The 19,717-nt window shown below is 59.0% G+C and carries 18 protein-coding genes; 15 read left to right on the top strand and 3 right to left on the bottom strand.

Annotated elements, in window-relative coordinates; all coding sequences use genetic code 11:
• The first annotated feature begins 6 nt into the window (after positions 1-6).
• Positions 7-441, top strand: coding sequence for a type II toxin-antitoxin system RatA family toxin (locus PspCFBP13508_RS20575; RefSeq protein WP_016771773.1), 435 nt, complete (start codon positions 7-9; stop codon positions 439-441).
• The gene (locus PspCFBP13508_RS20570; RefSeq protein ID WP_137215534.1) at positions 434-748 is read left to right on the top strand and encodes an RnfH family protein; all 315 of its coding nucleotides are present in this window, start codon (positions 434-436) and stop codon (positions 746-748) included. The genes PspCFBP13508_RS20575 and PspCFBP13508_RS20570 overlap by 8 nt, the downstream gene beginning before the upstream one ends.
• Positions 749-809: 61 nt before the next feature.
• Here the strand turns inward: PspCFBP13508_RS20570 and PspCFBP13508_RS20565 are convergent, their stop codons facing one another.
• Complete coding sequence (locus tag PspCFBP13508_RS20565; RefSeq protein ID WP_016771771.1) at positions 810-1,337, bottom strand: outer membrane protein assembly factor BamE; 528 nt, start codon at positions 1,335-1,337, stop codon at positions 810-812.
• 97 nt (positions 1,338-1,434) lie between these two features.
• Between PspCFBP13508_RS20565 and fur the strand changes: the two genes are divergently transcribed.
• The gene (gene fur / locus PspCFBP13508_RS20560; protein ID WP_016771770.1) at positions 1,435-1,839 is read left to right on the top strand and encodes a ferric iron uptake transcriptional regulator; all 405 of its coding nucleotides are present in this window, start codon (positions 1,435-1,437) and stop codon (positions 1,837-1,839) included.
• A 76-nt stretch (positions 1,840-1,915) separates the two neighbouring features.
• Here the strand turns inward: fur and recN are convergent, their stop codons facing one another.
• Positions 1,916-3,589 carry a DNA repair protein RecN gene (recN, locus tag PspCFBP13508_RS20555; RefSeq protein WP_137215533.1) on the bottom strand — a complete coding sequence of 558 codons (1,674 nt, stop codon included), beginning with the start codon at positions 3,587-3,589 and terminating at the stop codon, positions 1,916-1,918.
• Positions 3,590-3,829: 240 nt separating this feature from the next.
• Here recN and grpE point away from each other — a divergent pair, with 240 nt between their 5' ends.
• From grpE to PspCFBP13508_RS20515, 8 genes are all read left to right on the top strand, one after another.
• Complete coding sequence (gene grpE / locus PspCFBP13508_RS20550; RefSeq protein ID WP_039759570.1) at positions 3,830-4,396, top strand: nucleotide exchange factor GrpE; 567 nt, start codon at positions 3,830-3,832, stop codon at positions 4,394-4,396.
• Positions 4,397-4,498: 102 nt separating this feature from the next.
• Positions 4,499-6,415: a molecular chaperone DnaK gene (gene dnaK / locus PspCFBP13508_RS20545; protein WP_024011565.1), complete on the top strand. Its 1,917-nt coding sequence runs from the start codon at positions 4,499-4,501 to the stop codon at positions 6,413-6,415.
• A 295-nt stretch (positions 6,416-6,710) separates the two neighbouring features.
• Positions 6,711-7,835 (top strand): molecular chaperone DnaJ, encoded by a 1,125-nt coding sequence (dnaJ, locus tag PspCFBP13508_RS20540; protein ID WP_016771767.1) that lies wholly within the window; start codon positions 6,711-6,713, stop codon positions 7,833-7,835.
• 9 nt (positions 7,836-7,844) lie between these two features.
• On the top strand, positions 7,845-8,648 hold the full coding sequence (dapB, locus tag PspCFBP13508_RS20535; RefSeq protein WP_137215532.1) for a 4-hydroxy-tetrahydrodipicolinate reductase: 804 nt from the start codon (positions 7,845-7,847) through the stop codon (positions 8,646-8,648).
• 258 nt (positions 8,649-8,906) lie between these two features.
• Entirely contained in the window at positions 8,907-10,043 is a 1,137-nt protein-coding gene (gene carA, locus PspCFBP13508_RS20530; RefSeq protein ID WP_016771765.1) for a glutamine-hydrolyzing carbamoyl-phosphate synthase small subunit, read from the top strand.
• A gap of 124 nt (positions 10,044-10,167) precedes the next feature.
• On the top strand, positions 10,168-13,389 hold the full coding sequence (carB, locus tag PspCFBP13508_RS20525; RefSeq protein WP_016771764.1) for a carbamoyl-phosphate synthase large subunit: 3,222 nt from the start codon (positions 10,168-10,170) through the stop codon (positions 13,387-13,389).
• A gap of 2 nt (positions 13,390-13,391) precedes the next feature.
• Entirely contained in the window at positions 13,392-13,868 is a 477-nt protein-coding gene (gene greA, locus PspCFBP13508_RS20520) for a transcription elongation factor GreA (RefSeq protein ID WP_137215576.1), read from the top strand.
• 28 nt (positions 13,869-13,896) lie between these two features.
• On the top strand, positions 13,897-14,301 hold the full coding sequence (locus PspCFBP13508_RS20515) for an MFS transporter (protein ID WP_130910359.1): 405 nt from the start codon (positions 13,897-13,899) through the stop codon (positions 14,299-14,301).
• 9 nt (positions 14,302-14,310) lie between these two features.
• Here the strand turns inward: PspCFBP13508_RS20515 and PspCFBP13508_RS20510 are convergent, their stop codons facing one another.
• Positions 14,311-14,619: a YhbY family RNA-binding protein gene (locus PspCFBP13508_RS20510; RefSeq protein WP_003221534.1), complete on the bottom strand. Its 309-nt coding sequence runs from the start codon at positions 14,617-14,619 to the stop codon at positions 14,311-14,313.
• A gap of 101 nt (positions 14,620-14,720) precedes the next feature.
• Between PspCFBP13508_RS20510 and rlmE the strand changes: the two genes are divergently transcribed.
• The 4 genes from rlmE (at position 14,721) to glmM (ending at position 19,674) form a co-directional block, all read left to right on the top strand.
• Positions 14,721-15,350 carry a 23S rRNA (uridine(2552)-2'-O)-methyltransferase RlmE gene (gene rlmE / locus PspCFBP13508_RS20505; RefSeq protein WP_016771760.1) on the top strand — a complete coding sequence of 210 codons (630 nt, stop codon included), beginning with the start codon at positions 14,721-14,723 and terminating at the stop codon, positions 15,348-15,350.
• A gap of 202 nt (positions 15,351-15,552) precedes the next feature.
• Positions 15,553-17,460, top strand: coding sequence for an ATP-dependent zinc metalloprotease FtsH (gene ftsH, locus PspCFBP13508_RS20500; protein ID WP_137215575.1), 1,908 nt, complete (start codon positions 15,553-15,555; stop codon positions 17,458-17,460).
• Positions 17,461-17,468: 8 nt separating this feature from the next.
• Positions 17,469-18,320, top strand: coding sequence for a dihydropteroate synthase (gene folP / locus PspCFBP13508_RS20495; protein ID WP_137215531.1), 852 nt, complete (start codon positions 17,469-17,471; stop codon positions 18,318-18,320).
• A 16-nt stretch (positions 18,321-18,336) separates the two neighbouring features.
• The gene (gene glmM, locus PspCFBP13508_RS20490; protein ID WP_130910361.1) at positions 18,337-19,674 is read left to right on the top strand and encodes a phosphoglucosamine mutase; all 1,338 of its coding nucleotides are present in this window, start codon (positions 18,337-18,339) and stop codon (positions 19,672-19,674) included.
• The last annotated feature ends 43 nt before the right edge of the window (positions 19,675-19,717 follow it).

Below are 19,717 nucleotides of genomic sequence, written 5' to 3'. Positions count from 1 at the left end.
GCTTACATGACGACACATATCCAACGATCCGCGCTCCTGCCGTACCCGGCGCAGTTTCTCTACGACCTGGTCAACGACGTCGCGCGGTACCCGGAGTTTCTGCCGTGGTGCTCGGAGGCTGAAGTGCTGGAAAGCTCCCCGGAACACATGCGCGCCAGTGTCGGCGTGGCCAAAGGCGGCCTCAGTCAGCATTTCGTCACGCGCAATACGCTGGTTCCGGGGCAGTCGATCGAGATGAATCTTGAGGAGGGCCCGTTCACTCAGTTGCACGGCATCTGGGTATTCAAGGCGCTGAACGAAAAGGCCTGCAAGATCAGTCTGGATCTGTCGTTCGATTATGCCGGGCCGTTGGTGCGCGCTACGTTGGGTCCGCTGTTCAATCAGGCGGCCAATCAGCTGGTGGATGCTTTCTGCCAGCGCGCCAAGCAGATGCATGGTTAAGCCGGTGATCGAGATAGAAGTCGTGTACGCGGCGGTTGATCGCCAGGTTCTGCGTACGATCAGCGTTGCTGAGGGCGTTAGTGTTCGGGCTGCGGTGCACGCATCGGGCATCGCGGCAGAGTTTCCTGAGCTGAATCTGGCGGAGTGTCCGCTGGGGATTTTTGGCAAGGTCGTGGCTGACGGGGATTCTCGCCCTGTTCAGGCGGGCGATCGCATCGAAATTTATCGACCGCTGCAGGCTGATCCCAAAGAAGTTCGACGTTTGCGTGCGGCCAAGGCTGCTGAGGCAAAAGCGCGGAATATTTGATCAGGCCAAACGGCCGGCAATAAAAAACCCGGAATCTCCGGGTTTTTTATTGCCTCGCCATTTACTGCGGCGAGGTGTCCAGCGGCTCTGGTGTCGGAACCGGTACGGTTTCCACACCATCGACGTCCTTCTGGATCTGATCCAGCAAGGAGCCTGGTTTGGCTGGCTTTTCAGCTTCTGGCTTGTCGGCGTTTTCAGCAGGCGCGGTCACGGTAGTACCGCTGTCCTTGCCGAGAATGGCTTCGTCACGGCTCACGCCGGGCATGAAGTCACCGGACAGGCTGACAAGCTGGTCGTTGGAATTGAAGATAACGCTGATTCGTTCCTGCTGGCGTTCACCGCCACCCGGTTGCAGGCTGTACAGATAATCCCAGCGATCGGCATGGAACGTGTCGGCAAGCAGAGGGTTGCCCATGATAAACCGTACTTGCGGCCGGGTCATTCCCGGGCGTAACTGGTCTATCATGTCCTGCGTGACGACATTGCCCTGCTGGATGTCGATTTTGTAAACCCCGGGGAATGAACAACCGGCGAGTGCGAGCAGTCCCACAAAGGTGAAACTGGTTAGCAAGAGCTTGGTGTTTTGCATCGGTGGGCGACTTCCACTATCTTGGCTGGGACAACGTAAACGCCGATCATACCCGCATTAAGAGAAGCTGCGAAGCAGCATCGCGAGAAAGCTGACCATGGTTGAAAATAGCGAACTACGCAAAGCCGGCCTCAAAGTGACCCTGCCACGGGTCAAGATCCTGCAAATGCTCGACTCCACCGAGCAGCGCCACATGAGTGCCGAGGACGTCTACAAGGCGTTGATGGAAGCTGGTGAGGACGTCGGTCTGGCCACGGTTTACCGTGTACTGACTCAGTTCGAAGCGGCCGGCCTCGTGGTCCGCCACAACTTCGACGGCGGCCACGCGGTCTTCGAACTGGCTGACGGTGGCCACCACGACCATATGGTCAACGTGGAATCGGGTGAAGTGATCGAATTCTTCGACGAAGAAATCGAAAAACTTCAGAAATCGATCGTCGAGAAGCATGGCTTCGAAATGGTTGATCACAACCTGGTGCTGTACGTACGCAAGAAAAAGTAAGCATGTCGCGCGAATTTCACATTCGCGAAACGAACGAAGGCGACCCAAGGGTCGCCTTCGTGCTTTCTACCGTTTGTCAGGCCTTGGCGGTCACCACCATTTTTTTCGCGTGGGCCAGAGACTCCTTGGTCAGATCGATGCCGCCGAGCATGCGCGCGACTTCTTCGATGCGCTCGTTCTTGCTCAGCTTTGCGACGGCGGTGTGAGTCGCCTTCTCGTCACGGACCTTATGCACGAACAGATGCTGATGCCCTTGCGCCGCCACTTGCGGCAAGTGCGTCACGGTCAGGACCTGGCCGCGATCACCGAGACGGCGCAGTAACTGGCCGACGATCTCCGCAGTCGGGCCGCCGATACCTACGTCCACTTCGTCGAATACCAGCGTCGGCACGCGGGAGGTCTGGGCGGTAATGACCTGAATTGCCAGACTGATCCGCGACAGCTCACCACCGGAGGCGACTTTTGCCAGCGCCTTGAGCGGTTGGCCGGGATTGGCGCTGACCAGCAGTTCGACCTGTTCCAGCCCGTTTGGCAGCAACTCGTCGCTGCTGTTGGCTTTCAGTTCGATGGTGAATCGGCCGCCGGGCATGCCCAGGCGCTGGATTTCCTGCTCCACCGCACTGGCGAGGCTGCCGGCGGCTTGATGACGAAGGTCGCTCAGCTCGCGCGCTTTCTCTTGATAGTGGCGGGCATAGGACGCCAGTTCCTCACCCAGGCGCTCGATCGATTCGTCATTGGCGTTGAGGGTCTCGATTTCATCCAGCAGCTTCTGCTGCATCTCGCCGACTTCGGTCGGCTGGATCCGGTGTTTGCGTGCCAGGGTATAGATAGCGTCGAGACGTTCTTCGAGGTATTGCAGGCGAGCCGGGTCGGCATCGAAATTGTCGAGGAAGCGATTGAGCTCACCAACCGCTTCTTCCACCTGGATCTGTGCGCTGGTCAGCAGACTGCTGGCTTCACCCAGCGCACCCACCGAACTGTTCACGCTGGAAAGTCGATTGAGGCTGGCGGTCAGCGCATTCAGCACATTGCCGGAGTCGCTTTCGCTGCATTGCTCGACCACTTGCCGGCAAATGCCCAGCAAGGTTTCGGCGTTGGTCAGGTTCTTGTGTTCCTGCTCCAGTTGCTCCAGTTCGTTTTCGCCGAGACCGAGGTTTTCCAGTTCTTCGAGCTGATAGCTGAGCAGTTGATGGCGTGCGCGTTGTTCGTCGCCGGAGTTGGAAAGGCGCTCCAGTTCCTGGCGAGTCTGGCGCCAGCGCTGTGCGGCCAGTTGCACCTGACGCGCCAGATCGGTGGCACCGGCGTACTCGTCAAGCAGGCGGCGATGGGTGTCGGTCTTCAGCAGCGACTGATGTTCGTGCTGGCTGTGGATATCGATCAGCAGCTCGCCCAAGGCTTTAAGGTCGCCTAGCGGGCAGGGTGTGCCGTTGATATAGCCGCGCGAACGACCTTCCGAGGTGATGACCCGGCGCAGGATGCACGGCCCGTCGTTTTCCAGATCGCGCTCGGCCAGCCAGGCGCTGGCTTCAGGAATGTCAGCCAGATCGAAGGTGGCGAGAATGTCGGCCTTGTCGGCACCCGGGCGTACCACGCCGCTGTCGGCGCGATCGCCGAGGGTGAGGCCCAGGGCGTCGAGCATGATCGACTTGCCGGCGCCGGTTTCCCCTGTGATCACGCTCATCCCGCGATCAAGTTCGAGATCGAGATGTTCAACGATGGCGTAGTTGTGTACGGACAGGTGCACCAGCATAAAGGCCGCTCCCAGGCTTGAGGTCTGGTTATTTATACAGTGTTTTGTTCAGGCCTGACAATGCCCTCCCTTAGCTCGATTTGCTTGAAGGAAAAGTTTTCTTAGCGCATTCAAGAATGACTAATCAGCACTTTTTTGTAAGGACAATCGATTCCAGCCCTTGAAGCCTGATTTTGCGGCCCCATATATCGGGGCAGAAGCGCGAGTCAGGCTCGCGGACGAAATTGAAAGGAGAATTCTATGGCTGACGAACAGACAGTAGATACGCAAAACCCAGATGCCAATCAGGCGCCCGAAGGTTCGGGTGACGACCTGGCGACCCGTGTGCAAGTGCTCGAAGAGCAATTGGCCGCCGCGCAGGATCAGTCTCTGCGTGTTGCTGCCGATCTGCAGAACGTTCGCCGCCGTGCCGAGCAGGACGTCGAGAAGGCGCACAAGTTTGCCCTTGAGAAATTTGCCAGCGACCTGCTGCCGATCGTCGACAGCCTGGAGCGCGGCCTTGAGCTGTCGAGCCCGGACGACGAAAGCATCCGCCCGATGCGCGAAGGCATCGAGCTGACCCTGAAAATGTTCCACGACACCCTCAAGCGCTACCAGCTTGAAGCGATCGATCCGCATGGCGAACCGTTCAACGCCGTTCACCATCAGGCGATGGCCATGCAGGAAAGTGCCGACGTCGAGCCGAACAGCGTGTTGAAGGTTTTCCAGAAGGGCTACCAGCTCAATGGTCGCCTGCTGCGCCCGGCGATGGTCGTGGTCAGCAAGGCGCCGGCACCGGTTTCGCCTTCGATTGACGAGCAGGCTTGAAATTAGCCGCAAGGCCCCCATTTAGAAGTCAAGCGTTTAAGTGCTACCGCAGTCAGCCACCACTGCTGCGGCAACAAAATCCAAAGTTTCGGGAGAGTGAACATGGGCAAAATTATCGGTATCGACCTGGGGACTACCAACTCCTGCGTCTCCGTGCTGGAAAACGGCAAAGCCAAAGTTATTGAAAACGCTGAAGGCGCGCGTACCACGCCGTCGATCATCGCTTACGCCAACGATGGCGAAATTCTGGTAGGTCAGTCGGCCAAGCGTCAGGCTGTAACCAACCCGCACAACACCCTGTACGCGGTAAAGCGTCTGATCGGTCGTCGTTTCGACGAAGAAGTTGTGCAGAAAGACATCCAGATGGTCCCTTACAAGATCGTCAAGGCTGACAACAACGATGCCTGGGTAGAAGTGAACGGCCAGAAAATGGCACCGCCACAAATCTCGGCTGAAATTCTGAAGAAGATGAAGAAGACCGCCGAAGACTACCTTGGCGAGGCAGTGACCGAAGCGGTGATCACCGTTCCGGCCTACTTCAACGACAGCCAGCGTCAGGCTACCAAAGACGCGGGCCGCATCGCGGGTCTGGACGTAAAACGTATCATCAACGAGCCAACCGCAGCGGCTCTGGCTTACGGTATGGACAAGGCCAAGGGCGATCACACCGTGATCGTTTACGACCTGGGTGGCGGTACCTTCGACGTATCCGTGATCGAAATCGCTGAAGTTGATGGCGAGCACCAGTTCGAAGTGTTGGCCACCAACGGTGACACCTTCCTCGGCGGTGAAGACTTCGACATTCGTCTGATCGACTACCTCGTTGACGAATTCAAGAAAGAAAGCGGCATGAACCTCAAAGGTGACCCGCTGGCGATGCAGCGTCTGAAAGAAGCCGCTGAGAAAGCCAAGATCGAGCTGTCGTCCGCTCAGTCGACCGACGTCAACCTGCCGTACATCACTGCAGACGCGACCGGTCCTAAGCACCTGAACGTGAAAATCTCGCGTGCCAAGCTCGAAGCACTGGTTGAAGACCTGGTTCAGCGCACCATCGAACCTTGCCGCATTGCCATGAAAGACGCCGGTATCGACGTCAGCGCGATCAACGACGTGATTCTGGTCGGTGGTCAGACTCGTATGCCGCTGGTACAGAAGCTGGTTACCGATTTCTTCGGTAAAGAAGCACGTAAAGACGTCAACCCGGACGAAGCCGTTGCCATGGGTGCTGCGATCCAGGGCGCTGTTCTGGCCGGTGACGTGAAAGACGTGCTGCTGCTCGACGTCAGTCCGCTGACCCTGGGTATCGAAACCATGGGTGGCGTGATGACTGCGCTGATCGAGAAAAACACCACGATTCCTACCAAGAAATCGCAAGTGTTCTCGACTGCTGACGACAACCAGGGCGCTGTGACCATTCACGTTCTGCAAGGTGAGCGCAAGCAAGCCGCACAGAACAAATCGCTGGGCAAGTTCGACCTGGCCGACATTCCACCAGCTCCACGTGGCGTGCCGCAGATCGAAGTGACCTTCGACATCGACGCCAACGGCATCCTGCACGTCGGCGCGAAAGACAAGGCTACCGGCAAGACCCAGTCGATCGTGATCAAGGCCAACTCCGGTCTGTCCGACGAAGAAATCGAGCGCATGGTGCGTGACGCCGAGGCGAATGCCGAGGAAGACCGCAAGTTCGAAGAGCTGGCCGCTGCCCGTAACCAGGGTGATGCACTGGTGCACTCGACTCGCAAGATGGTCGCTGACGCGGGCGACAAGGTCACCGCCGAAGAGAAGACTGCAATCGAAGCTGCAGTGGTTGCTCTGGAAGCCGCTGTCAAAGGCGACGACAAGGCTGCCATCGAAGCCAAGGTTGAAGAGCTGTCGAAAGTCTCCGCTCCGGTTGCTCAGAAGATGTACGCCGAACAGGCTCAGCCAGCTGATGGCGCGGCCCCGCAAGGCGAGTCGGCTGAGAAGGCTGACGACGTTGTCGACGCCGAGTTCGAAGAAGTCAAAGACCACAAGTAAGTTGTTGGTCGCCCGGTTGACTGCCTTGCGGCGGTGACTGGTAGGATGTCGCCGCGCGGGAGCTTGCCTCCCGCGTTGGCGTATCTGGAATACGTGAATTTTTACAGCATGCGACAACGCTCGCGTGTTGGTGGTATGGCCGGGAATGCTCCTGCTTTTCGCGCCGCAGATACCGCATCAATCAAGACCAGGATCGTTGAATTGACGTGAGTTGGGTCCGGGCCTTAATGGGCTCAACGAGTTTGGCGAGGCTCAGGAGGGGTTTGCCGAACGTCCTTAAGAGTGCAAAGAACTTATGGCAAAGCGTGACTATTACGAAGTATTGGGTGTCGAGCGGGGCACGAGCGAAGCGGACCTGAAGAAGGCCTATCGCCGCCTGGCCATGAAGCACCACCCCGACCGTAATCCCGGCGACAAAGCTTCGGAAGAAGCATTCAAAGAGGCCAATGAGGCCTATGAAGTGTTGTCCGATGCCAGCAAGCGCGCGGCATACGACCAGTACGGTCATGCCGGCGTCGATCCGAGCATGGGCGGCGGCGGTGCCGGTTTCGGTGGCCAGAACTTCTCGGACATCTTCGGTGATGTCTTCAGTGATTTCTTCGGTGGCGGTCGCGGCGGTGCCCGTGGCGGCGCTCAGCGTGGCAGCGATCTGCGCTACACCCTGGAGCTGAATCTGGAAGAAGCGGTGCGCGGTACGTCGGTGAATATCCGCGTTCCGACACTGGTCAACTGCAAGCCGTGCGATGGCTCCGGCGCCAAGAAGGGATCCTCGCCGACGACTTGCCCGACTTGCGGCGGCATCGGCCAGGTGCGCATGCAACAGGGCTTCTTCTCGGTGCAGCAGACCTGCCCGCGGTGCCATGGCCAGGGCAAGATCATTTCCGATCCGTGCGACTCCTGCCACGGCGACGGTCGTGTCGAAGAGTACAAAACCCTCTCGGTCAAAGTGCCTGCCGGTGTTGATACTGGCGACCGCATTCGTCTGTCCGGCGAAGGCGAGGCAGGTACTCAGGGCGGGCCGACTGGCGACCTGTACGTTGTGATCAATGTGCGCGAACACGACATCTTCCAGCGTGACGGCAAGCATCTGTTCTGCGAAGTGCCGATCAGCTTCGTCGACGCTGCACTGGGCGGTGAGTTGGAGATTCCGACCCTCGACGGTCGCGTCAAACTGAAAATCCCCGAAGGCACGCAGACCGGCAAGCAATTCCGTGTACGCGGCAAAGGCGTTGCGCCAGTGCGTGGCGGCGGTGCCGGCGACCTGATGTGCCGTGTCGCTGTGGAAACGCCGGTCAACCTCAACCGTCGTCAGCGTGAACTGCTGGAAGAATTCCGCAGCTCCCTGGCCGACGACAACAGCCACTCGCCGAAAACCACCGGTTGGTTCGACGGTGTGAAGCGTTTCTTCGGCGATTTGTAAGGAGTCGGCATGCGACGTATTGCAGTGATGGGCGCCGCCGGGCGCATGGGCAAGACCCTGATTGAAGCAGTGCAGCAGACGCCGGGTGCCGGTCTGACGGCGGCGGTCGATCGTCCCGACAGCACGCTGGTCGGTGCGGATGCCGGTGAGCTGGCAGCGCTGGGTCGTATCGGCGTTCCACTGTCCGGTGATCTGGATCGTGTGGCTGAAGAGTTCGATGTGTTGATCGACTTCACTCACCCGACCGTGACTCTGAAGAACCTCGCGTTCTGCCGCAAACACGGCAAGGCGATGATCATCGGCACCACCGGTTTCAGTGTTGAAGAGAAACAATTGCTGGCCGAGGCGGGCAAGGACATTCCGATCGTCTTCGCCGCCAACTTCAGCGTCGGCGTCAACCTCTGCCTGAAGCTGCTCGACACCGCTGCGCGCGTGCTGGGCGACGATGTCGATATCGAGATCATGGAAGCCCATCACCGCCACAAGGTCGATGCTCCGTCCGGTACGGCGGTGCGCATGGGTGAAGTGATTGCCGATGCACTGGGGCGTGATCTGAAGAAGGTCGCTGTGTACGGTCGTGAAGGCCAGACCGGGGCGCGTGAGCGTGAAACCATTGGTTTCGCTACCGTGCGTGCCGGCGATATCGTCGGTGACCACACTGTTCTGTTCGCTGCCGATGGCGAGCGCGTCGAGATCACCCACAAGGCATCGAGCCGTATGACCTTCGCCAAGGGCGCGGTGCGTGCAGCGCTGTGGCTGGACGGTCGCGAGCCGGGCCTGTACGACATGCAAGACGTGCTCGACCTGCGTTGAGTCGTTGCTGAACCCGGCGCAAACGTCCCGTTTTGCGCCGGTTTTTACCGCTTGGCGACGACCTGTCGCATTCTCCGGCCTTTAAGGCTCTTTAGCGGTGGACCAAAAACGCCCTTTTCTGTAAGCTACAGCTTTAGTGTGTCCACTAAAAGCGCGCAGAATAATTTCAGTGAAGAAGCGGGGTGACGTGTCCATACGTCACTCCGCTTTTTTACAACCTGCGATTGCCCTTTCATGCGTTATTTACGGGAGGTCTTCTTGACTAAGCCAGCCATACTCGCCCTTGCTGATGGCAGCATTTTTCGCGGCGAAGCCATTGGAGCCGACGGTCAGACCGTTGGTGAGGTGGTGTTCAACACCGCAATGACCGGCTATCAGGAAATCCTTACCGATCCTTCCTACGCCCAACAGATCGTTACCCTGACTTATCCGCACATCGGCAACACCGGCACTACGCCGGAAGACGCCGAGTCCGACCGCGTCTGGTCCGCTGGCCTGGTCATCCGTGACCTGCCGCTGGTAGCGAGCAACTGGCGTAACACGATGTCCCTGTCCGATTACCTGAAAGCCAACAATGTTGTGGCAATCGCCGGTATCGACACCCGTCGCCTGACCCGCATCCTGCGTGAAAAAGGCGCTCAGAACGGCTGCATCATGGCCGGCGACAACATCTCCGAAGAAGCGGCCATCGCCGCTGCGCAAGGCTTCCCGGGCCTGAAGGGCATGGACCTGGCGAAAGTCGTCAGCACCAAGACCCAATACGAATGGCGCTCGACTGTCTGGGATCTGAAAACCGACAGCCACGCGACCATCGAAGCTTCCGAGCTGCCATATCACGTGGTCGCCTACGACTACGGCGTCAAGGTCAACATCCTGCGCATGCTGGTCGAGCGCGGCTGCCGCGTTACCGTAGTGCCTGCGCAGACTCCAGCCGCCGATGTGCTGGCGCTGAAGCCGGACGGCGTGTTCCTGTCCAACGGCCCTGGTGATCCGGAGCCATGCGACTACGCGATCCAGGCGATCAAGGAAGTCCTGGAAACCGAGACGCCGGTATTCGGCATCTGCCTCGGCCACCAGTTGCTGGCTCTGGCCTCCGGCGCCAAGACCCTGAAAATGGGCCACGGCCACCACGGTGCCAACCACCCGGTGCAGGATCTGGACACAGGCGTGGTGATGATCACCAGCCAGAACCACGGTTTTGCGGTAGACGAAGCCACCCTGCCAGCCAACGTGCGCGCGATCCACAAATCGCTGTTCGACGGCACCCTGCAAGGCATCGAGCGCACCGACAAGAGCGCGTTCAGCTTCCAGGGTCACCCTGAAGCGAGCCCGGGCCCGAACGATGTCGCGCCACTGTTCGACCGCTTCATCAACGAGATGGCCAAGCGACGCTAAGCGTTCGCCTTGAGACTGTAGAGAGAAGCCCGCGAGGGCGGCCCCGGTTCCGGCGGCCCCTTCGGGACTTCAGAAATCGATCAAGACGGCTTGCCGACTGACCTGCGGATTTGAGTGACAAACCATGCCAAAACGTACAGACATTAAAAGCATCCTGATTCTCGGCGCTGGCCCGATCGTGATCGGCCAGGCCTGCGAATTCGACTACTCCGGCGCCCAGGCCTGCAAGGCCCTGCGCGAAGAGGGTTACCGCGTCATCCTGGTGAACTCCAACCCGGCCACCATCATGACCGACCCGGACATGGCCGACGCCACCTACATCGAACCGATCAAGTGGCAGACCGTGGCCAAGATCATCGAAAAAGAGCGTCCGGACGCCGTGCTGCCAACCATGGGTGGCCAGACCGCTCTGAACTGCGCTTTGGACCTGGAGCGCGAAGGCGTTCTGGAGAAGTTCGGCGTAGAGATGATCGGTGCCAATGCCGACACCATCGACAAGGCTGAAGACCGTTCGCGTTTCGACAAGGCGATGAAATCCATCGGCCTGGCCTGCCCGCGTTCCGGCATCGCCCACAGCATGGAAGAGGCCAACGCGGTTCTCGAAACTCTCGGTTTCCCGTGCATCATCCGTCCGTCCTTCACCATGGGCGGCACCGGTGGCGGTATCGCTTACAACCGTGAAGAGTTCGAAGAAATCTGCGCCCGTGGTCTGGATCTGTCGCCGACCAAAGAGCTGCTGATCGACGAATCGCTGATCGGCTGGAAAGAATATGAAATGGAAGTTGTCCGCGACAAAAAGGACAACTGCATCATCGTCTGCTCGATCGAAAACTTCGACCCGATGGGCGTGCACACCGGTGACTCGATCACCGTAGCTCCTGCGCAAACCCTGACCGACAAGGAATACCAGATCCTGCGTAACGCCTCTCTGGCGGTATTGCGCGAGATCGGCGTCGAGACCGGCGGTTCGAACGTGCAGTTCGGTATCTGCCCGAACACTGGCCGCATGGTCGTGATCGAAATGAACCCGCGTGTTTCGCGCTCCTCGGCCCTGGCTTCGAAAGCCACCGGTTTCCCGATTGCCAAGGTCGCGGCCAAACTGGCTGTGGGTTACACCCTCGACGAGCTGTCGAACGACATCACCGGCGGCAAGACCCCGGCGTCCTTCGAACCGTCGATCGACTACGTCGTTACCAAGCTGCCACGCTTCGCCTTCGAGAAATTCGCCAAGGCTGACGCACGCCTGACCACGCAAATGAAGTCGGTCGGCGAAGTCATGGCCATCGGCCGGACCTTCCAGGAATCCCTGCAGAAAGCCCTGCGCGGTCTGGAAGTCGGCGTTTGCGGTCTGGACGAGAAGCTCGATCTGAGCAACCCGGACAGCATGAGCGTGCTCAAGCGCGAACTGACCGTGCCGGGCGCCGAGCGTATCTGGTACGTGGCGGACGCCTTCCGCGCCGGCCTGTCGGTCGAAGACATCTTCGGCATGAACATGATCGATCCGTGGTTCCTGGTGCAGATCGAAGACCTGATCAAGGATGAAGAGAAGGTCAAGACCCTCGGTCTGTCCTCGATCGACCGCGACCTGATGTTCAAGCTCAAGCGCAAAGGCTTTTCCGATCAGCGTCTGGCCAAGCTGCTGGGCGTCACCGAGAAAAACCTGCGTACGCACCGTCAGAAGCTGGAAGTGTTCCCGGTCTACAAGCGCGTTGACACCTGCGCCGCCGAATTTGCCACCGACACCGCTTACCTCTACTCGACCTACGAGGAAGAGTGCGAGGCAGCGCCGTCGGGTCGCGACAAGATCATGATTCTGGGTGGCGGCCCTAACCGCATCGGCCAGGGCATCGAGTTCGACTACTGCTGCGTTCACGCTGCGCTCGCCCTGCGCGAAGACGGCTACGAAACCATCATGGTCAACTGCAACCCGGAAACCGTTTCCACCGACTACGACACTTCCGACCGTCTGTACTTCGAGCCGGTAACCCTGGAAGACGTACTGGAAATCTGCCGCGTCGAGAAGCCGAAAGGCGTGATCGTCCAGTACGGCGGCCAGACTCCGCTGAAACTGGCTCGTGCTCTGGAAGCCGCTGGCGTGCCGATCATCGGCACCAGCCCTGACGCCATCGACCGCGCGGAAGACCGCGAGCGCTTCCAGCAAATGGTCGAGCGCCTGAACCTGCGTCAGCCGCCAAACGCCACTGTGCGTAGCGAAGATGAAGCTGTTCGCGCTGCGGCGAAGATCGGTTATCCGCTGGTGGTGCGCCCGTCCTACGTGTTGGGCGGCCGTGCGATGGAAATCGTTTACAAGGAAGACGAGCTCAAGCGTTACCTGCGTGACGCGGTGCAAGTGTCCAACGACAGCCCGGTGCTGCTCGACCACTTCCTCAACTGCGCCATCGAAATGGACGTGGATGCGGTCTGCGACGGCAAAGACGTGGTGATCGGCGCGATCATGCAGCACATCGAACAGGCGGGCGTTCACTCCGGTGACTCCGCTTGCTCGCTGCCGCCGTACTCGCTGCCGGCGCACATCCAGGACGAGATGCGCGAACAGGTCAAGAAAATGGCCCTGGAGCTGGGCGTTGTCGGCCTGATGAACGTGCAGTTGGCGTTGCAGGGCGAAGACATCTACGTCATCGAAGTCAACCCGCGTGCCTCGCGTACCGTACCGTTCGTTTCCAAGTGCATCGGTGTTTCCCTGGCCATGATCGCTGCGCGCGTGATGGCCGGTAAGACCCTGAAGGAAATCGGCTTCACCAAGGAAATCATCCCGAACTTCTACAGCGTGAAAGAGGCGGTGTTCCCGTTCGCCAAGTTCCCTGGCGTTGACCCGATCCTCGGCCCAGAGATGAAGTCGACCGGTGAAGTGATGGGCGTCGGCGACACCTTCGGTGAAGCATTCGCCAAGGCTCAGATGGGCGCCAGCGAAGTGCTGCCGACCGGTGGTACCGCGTTCATCAGCGTGCGCGATGACGACAAGCCACTGGTTGCAGGCGTGGCCCGTGATCTGATCAACTTGGGCTTCGAAGTGGTCGCCACTGCCGGCACTGCCAAGCTGATCGAAGCCGCAGGCCTGAAAGTGCGCCGCGTGAACAAGGTGACCGAGGGTCGTCCACACGTGGTCGACATGATCAAGAATGACGAAGTCACGCTGATCATCAACACCACCGAAGGTCGTCAATCGATCGCCGATTCGTACTCCATTCGTCGCAATGCCCTGCAGCACAAGATCTACTGCACCACCACTATCGCTGCGGGCGAAGCGATCTGCGAAGCGCTGAAGTTCGGTCCGGAAAAGACCGTGCGCCGCTTGCAGGATCTACACGCAGGATTGAAGGCATGAGCATAACCAAGTACCCGATGACAGTTCAGGGCGCGAAGGCCCTGGAAGAGGAGCATGCTCACCTGACCAAGGTCGTCCGTCCGAAGCTCAGCCAGGACATCGGCACGGCCCGCGAGTTGGGTGACTTGAAGGAAAACGCTGAATACCACGCTGCCCGCGAACAGCAAGGCATGGTCGAAGCGCGTATTCGTGACATCGAGGGCCGGATTCAGAATCAGGTCATCATCGATGTCACGACCATTCCTCATACCGGCAAAGTGATTTTCGGTACCACCGTCGAGATCGCCAACGTCGAGACTGATGAAAGCGTCACTTACCACATCGTGGGTGAGGATGAGGCTGACTTCAAACTCGGCAAGATCTCCGTCGGTTCGCCGCTGGCCCGCGCCTTGATTGGCAAGGAAGAGGGTGACGTCGTCGCCGTCAAAACGCCAAGCGGCGTGATCGAGTACGAGATTGTCGAAGTTCGTCACATCTGAAAGAAGGCGCCCGCTGCATGCGGGCGCCATGCTTTGGCAGTTGACCCAGATGCTTTGGGTCGGTGGCCTATGGTTGATTCATATCGGTTTGCAGCCGGCGTTGGGCCAGATCGGCCTGGCGCCGCTGTTGATCGACGAAGTCGCCAGTGCATTCGAAGTGCTGGTGGTGGGGTTCGCCGCTCTGTGCGTGATTTTTCAGGCTTTGGTGCTGGTACAGGCCGAGGGCCTCGCCAGTCTATGGCGGGATTTTCGCGGGCAGGTGCTGTTGACGGCTTTGTACGCGTGCGCGATGTATGTTGCCGTGCGTGTCGGCTGGCCGGATGCGCAGCGCTGGCAGGTATTCAGTTATCTGGTGCTGGGATTTTCCGGGCTGGTGCTGGTCATGCAGCCGGTGCCGGGATGGAGTGGCAGGGTGCGCGAAGCACACCCTTGACCCTGCGCATCACTTGAAGCGATGAACGTTCGACAGCTGCTTGTTGACGCTGAAATTCTTCCGGTAGACCAGAGCCATCTTGCCGATGACCTGAACCAGGTCCGCTTTGCCGACCTTGCACAGTTCGGCGATGTGCGCCAGGCGCGACTCGCGATCGAGGATATTGAGCTTGATCTTAATCAGCTCGTGATCGGCCAAGGCGCGTTCAAGTTCGGCTAAGACACCTTCAGTCAAACCGTTGTCCGCTACCGTCAACACTGGTTTGAGGTGGTGGCCGATGGATTTGTACTGTTTCTTCTGCTCTGGAGTGAGCGGCATAATCTGACCCTTTCGTCTGGATTCTGTAAAATGGCGGCCATTTTACCCGAGGGTTCGTGGATCCGCCCAACTAATCACGACCCTAATCATCGAGGTGCCCAATGGCGCGTTCCAAGACAAGCCTTGGTTGGCTGAAAAGACATGTCAACGATCCCTATGTGAAGCAGGCGCAGAAGGATGGCTACCGTTCGCGTGCAAGTTACAAGCTTCTGGAGATCCAGGAAAAATACAAACTCATTCGCCCGGGCATGAGCGTCGTCGACCTCGGCGCCGCGCCGGGTGGCTGGTCGCAGGTCACCAGCCGGCTGATTGGTGGCCAGGGGCGTCTGATCGCTTCGGACATCCTGGAAATGGACAGCATTCCGGACGTGCATTTCATCCAGGGCGACTTCACGGAGGACTCGGTGCTCGCTGAAATCCTGGAGGCCGTGGGTAATTCGCAGGTTGACCTTGTGATTTCCGATATGGCCCCCAATATGAGTGGTACGCCCGAAGTGGATATGCCCAAGGCCATGTTCCTCTGTGAGCTGGCGCTGGACCTGGCGGAACGGATCCTCAAGCCCGGTGGCAACTTCGTCATCAAGATTTTCCAGGGCGAAGGGTTCGACGTTTATCTGAAGGATGCTCGGAAGAAATTCGACAAGATCCAGATGATCAAGCCAGACTCTTCCCGTGGCAGCTCCCGTGAGCAGTACATGCTGGCTTGGGGTTATCGCGGCGGTGATGCGTAAAACAAGGTTTTTCGGCAGGGCGATAGGTTTTTCATATTTCGCTCTGCAGGCATAAGCGAATATTGTGTAGAAAGTGTTTCACAAAGGGTTACAGACGGCGCCTGCCAGAGTTGTAGGTAATGTAGTAAGTTAGGCCGGTGAATATCATGCGAAGCGCGCGCCAGTAGCGGAGCTTGCTTCAGAGGGTAGTTAATTGAACGATATGGCAAAGAATCTGATCCTGTGGTTGATCATCGCGGCAGTCCTGGTGACGGTGATGAACAACTTCTCCAGCCCTAACGAGCCGCAGACCCTCAACTATTCCGACTTCATCCAGCAGGTCAAGGATGGCAAGGTCGAGCGCGTAGCTGTTGACGGCTATGTGATTACCGGCAAGCGCACCGATGGCGACAGCTTCAAGACCATTCGTCCGGCAATTCAGGACAATGGCCTGATCGGCGATCTGGTGGACAATCATGTTGTGGTTGAAGGCAAGCAGCCTGAACAGCAAAGCATCTGGACCCAGCTCCTGGTGGCCAGCTTCCCGATCCTGGTGATTATCGCGGTGTTCATGTTTTTCATGCGCCAGATGCAGGGCGGCGCAGGCGGCAAGGGCGGGCCGATGAGCTTCGGCAAGAGCAAGGCACGCCTGCTCTCCGAAGATCAGGTGAAAACCACTTTGGCTGACGTTGCCGGTTGCGACGAAGCCAAGGAAGAAGTCGGCGAGCTGGTTGAGTTCCTCCGTGATCCGGGCAAATTCCAGCGTCTGGGCGGTCGTATCCCGCGCGGCGTGCTGATGGTCGGTCCGCCGGGTACCGGTAAAACCTTGCTGGCCAAGGCGATTGCCGGCGAAGCGAAAGTGCCATTCTTCACTATTTCCGGTTCCGACTTTGTCGAAATGTTCGTCGGTGTCGGCGCCAGCCGCGTCCGCGACATGTTCGAGCAGGCCAAGAAGCACGCCCCTTGCATCATCTTCATCGACGAAATCGATGCCGTGGGTCGCCATCGTGGCGCCGGCATGGGTGGCGGTCACGACGAGCGTGAGCAGACTCTCAACCAGTTGCTGGTGGAGATGGACGGCTTCGAAATGAATGACGGCATCATCGTGATTGCTGCGACCAACCGTCCGGACGTACTCGACCCTGCGCTGCTGCGTCCGGGCCGTTTCGACCGTCAGGTGGTCGTCGGCTTGCCGGATATTCGTGGCCGCGAGCAGATTCTTAAAGTTCACATGCGCAAAGTGCCAATGGGCGACGACGTTGCTCCGGCAGTGATCGCACGGGGTACTCCGGGCTTCTCCGGTGCTGACCTGGCCAACCTGGTCAACGAGGCTTCGCTGTTCGCTGCCCGCAGCGGCAAGCGTATCGTCGAGATGAAAGAGTTCGAACTGGCCAAAGACAAGATCATGATGGGCGCCGAGCGCAAATCCATGGTCATGTCCGAGAAAGAAAAGCAGAACACGGCTTATCACGAAGCTGGCCACGCCATTGTCGGTCGCGTCGTGCCTGAGCATGATCCGGTGTACAAGGTCTCGATCATTCCGCGCGGTCGTGCGCTGGGTGTGACCATGTTCCTCCCGGAAGAAGATCGTTACAGCCTGTCCAAGCGTGCGCTGATCAGCCAGATCTGCTCGCTTTACGGCGGCCGTATCGCCGAAGAAATGACCCTGGGCTTCGATGGTGTGACCACCGGTGCGTCCAACGACATCATGCGTGCAAGTCAGATTGCCCGGAACATGGTGACGAAATGGGGCCTGTCGGAAAAACTCGGTCCGCTGATGTATGCCGAAGAAGAGGGCGAAGTGTTCCTCGGTCGCGGCGGTGGCGGCCAGGCTGCCAGCTTCTCCGGTGAGACCGCCAAGCTGATCGACTCCGAAGTACGCAGCATCATCGATCAGTGCTACGGCACCGCCAAGCAGATCCTCACGGATAACCGTGACAAGCTGGATGCCATGGCTGATGCGCTGATGAAGTACGAAACCATCGATGCCGAGCAAATCGACGACATCATGGCCGGCCGCACACCTCGCGAACCTCGCGACTGGTCGGGTGGCGCCGGTACGCCTCCGCCGCCTGTTGTGCAGGATGAGCGTCCGGAAAAACCGATTGGCGGTCCGGCTGCTGACGTTTAAGGCTTGAAATGACTTCTGTTCAGTCCCTGACCCGGTTGCCTTGCGGCAACCGGGTTCTTGATTTGGCCCAGACGCATGTCATGGGCATTCTCAATGTCACTCCTGATTCCTTCTCCGACGGCGGCCGCTTCAGCCAGCTCGATGCGGCCCTGCGCCACGCCGAAGCCATGGTGCTGGCAGGTGCGACGCTGATTGATGTCGGCGGCGAATCGACCCGGCCAGGCGCGCGAGCGGTCTCTCCTCTGGAGGAACTTGAGCGCGTCGCGCCGATTGTCGAGCTGATCAATCGCGAGCTGGATGTCATCATCTCGGTCGATACCTCAACGCCGGCTGTCATGCGCGAAACTGCGCGGCTCGGTGCCGGATTGATCAACGACGTGCGTTCGCTCCGTCGCGATGGTGCGCTGGATGCGGCAGCGGCAACCGGCTTGCCCGTCTGCCTCATGCATATGCTCGGCGAGCCGGGCGATATGCAGGATAATCCGCAGTATCAGGATGTCACCCGGGAGGTCGCTGAGTTTCTCGCCGAGCGCATGGATCAATGTGTGCAGGCGGGCATTCCTGCCGAGCGGATCATTCTCGATCCAGGCTTCGGCTTCGCCAAAACCCTGCAGCACAATCTAAGCTTGTTCAAGCACATGGAGGCCCTGCATGCGCTGGGTCGCCCCCTGCTGGTAGGTGTTTCGCGCAAGAGTATGATTGGCCACGCTTTGAACCGTCCCGTGGGCGAGCGCCTGCATGGGGGCTTGGCGCTGGCGGCGCTGGCGTCAGTTAAAGGCGCGCGTATATTGCGCGTTCACGATGTGGCGGAAACCGTTGATGTGGTGCGGATGATCGCGGCCGTGGAATCAGCCGAATAAGAATGATGGAGCACTTATGAGCAAGAAATATTTTGGTACCGACGGCATTCGCGGTCGCGTTGGTGAATACCCGATCACGCCTGACTTCATGCTCAAGCTCGGTTGGGCGGCTGGCATGGCATTCCGCAAGATGGGTGCCTGCAAGGTGCTGGTCGGCAAGGACACGCGGATCTCCGGATATATGTTCGAATCGGCGCTGGAAGCCGGGCTGACCTCGGCGGGTGCCGATGTGATGCTGCTCGGCCCGATGCCGACGCCGGCCATCGCCTATCTGTCGCGCACCTTCCAGGCTGAAGCCGGTATCGTGATCAGTGCGTCACACAATCCGCATGACGACAACGGCATCAAGTTCTTCTCCGGCAAAGGCACCAAGTTGCCCGATGAATTGGAACTGATGATTGAAGAGTTGCTCGATACGCCGATGACCGTCGTCGAGTCGAGCAAGATCGGCAAAGTGTCGCGAATCAATGACGCATCGGGTCGCTACATCGAGTTCTGCAAAAGCAGCGTGCCTACCGGGACCAATTTTGCCGGTCTGAAAATCGTCATCGACTGTGCCCACGGTGCTACCTATAAGGTCGCGCCGAGCGTCTTCCGTGAGCTGGGTGCCGAAGTTGTCGTGCTGTCTGCTCAGCCGAACGGGTTGAACATCAACGATAACTGCGGTTCCACGCATATGGAGCCGTTGCAGGCTGCCGTTCTTGCTGAGCATGCCGACCTGGGTATCGCTTTTGATGGTGATGGCGATCGGGTACTGATGGTCGATCACACCGGTGCCATCGTTGATGGTGACGATCTGCTTTTCATCATTGCCCGCGATCTGCATGAGCGCGGCAAGTTGCAGGGTGGCGTCGTCGGTACGTTGATGAGCAATCTTGGTCTCGAGCTGGCCCTGGCGGATCTTTCGATCCCGTTCGTTCGTGCCAATGTCGGTGACCGCTACGTGATCGCCGAACTGCAAGAGCGCAATTGGCTGGTAGGTGGGGAAAACTCCGGGCATGTCGTCTGCTTCAATCACACCACCACGGGCGACGCGATCATCGCGGCCTTGCAGGTGTTGATGGCGCTGAAATCGCGCAATGAAGGTCTTGCGCAAACCCGGCAGGCTTTGCGCAAGTGCCCTCAGGTACTGATCAACGTTCGCTTTGGTGGCGGTGAAAGCCCGCTGGAGCATCCGGCTGTCAAGGAAGCCAGTGCCCGTGTCACCCAGGCGATGGCGGGGCGCGGTCGGGTGCTTCTGCGCAAGTCCGGCACAGAGCCTCTGGTGCGCGTCATGGTCGAAGGCGAGGACGAAAACCAGGTTCGCGGCTATGCCGAAGAGCTGGCAAAACTGGTAACCGAAGTTTCTGCCTGATACGGCTTGCAAGCCATGATTGTGTTGGGTAACATCTGCGCCC

The organism is Pseudomonas sp. CFBP13508, from assembly GCF_005233515.1.
GTDB classification, from domain to species: Bacteria; Pseudomonadota; Gammaproteobacteria; order Pseudomonadales; family Pseudomonadaceae; genus Aquipseudomonas; species Aquipseudomonas mercuritolerans.
This window is presented reverse-complemented; position numbering and strand designations above follow the sequence as displayed.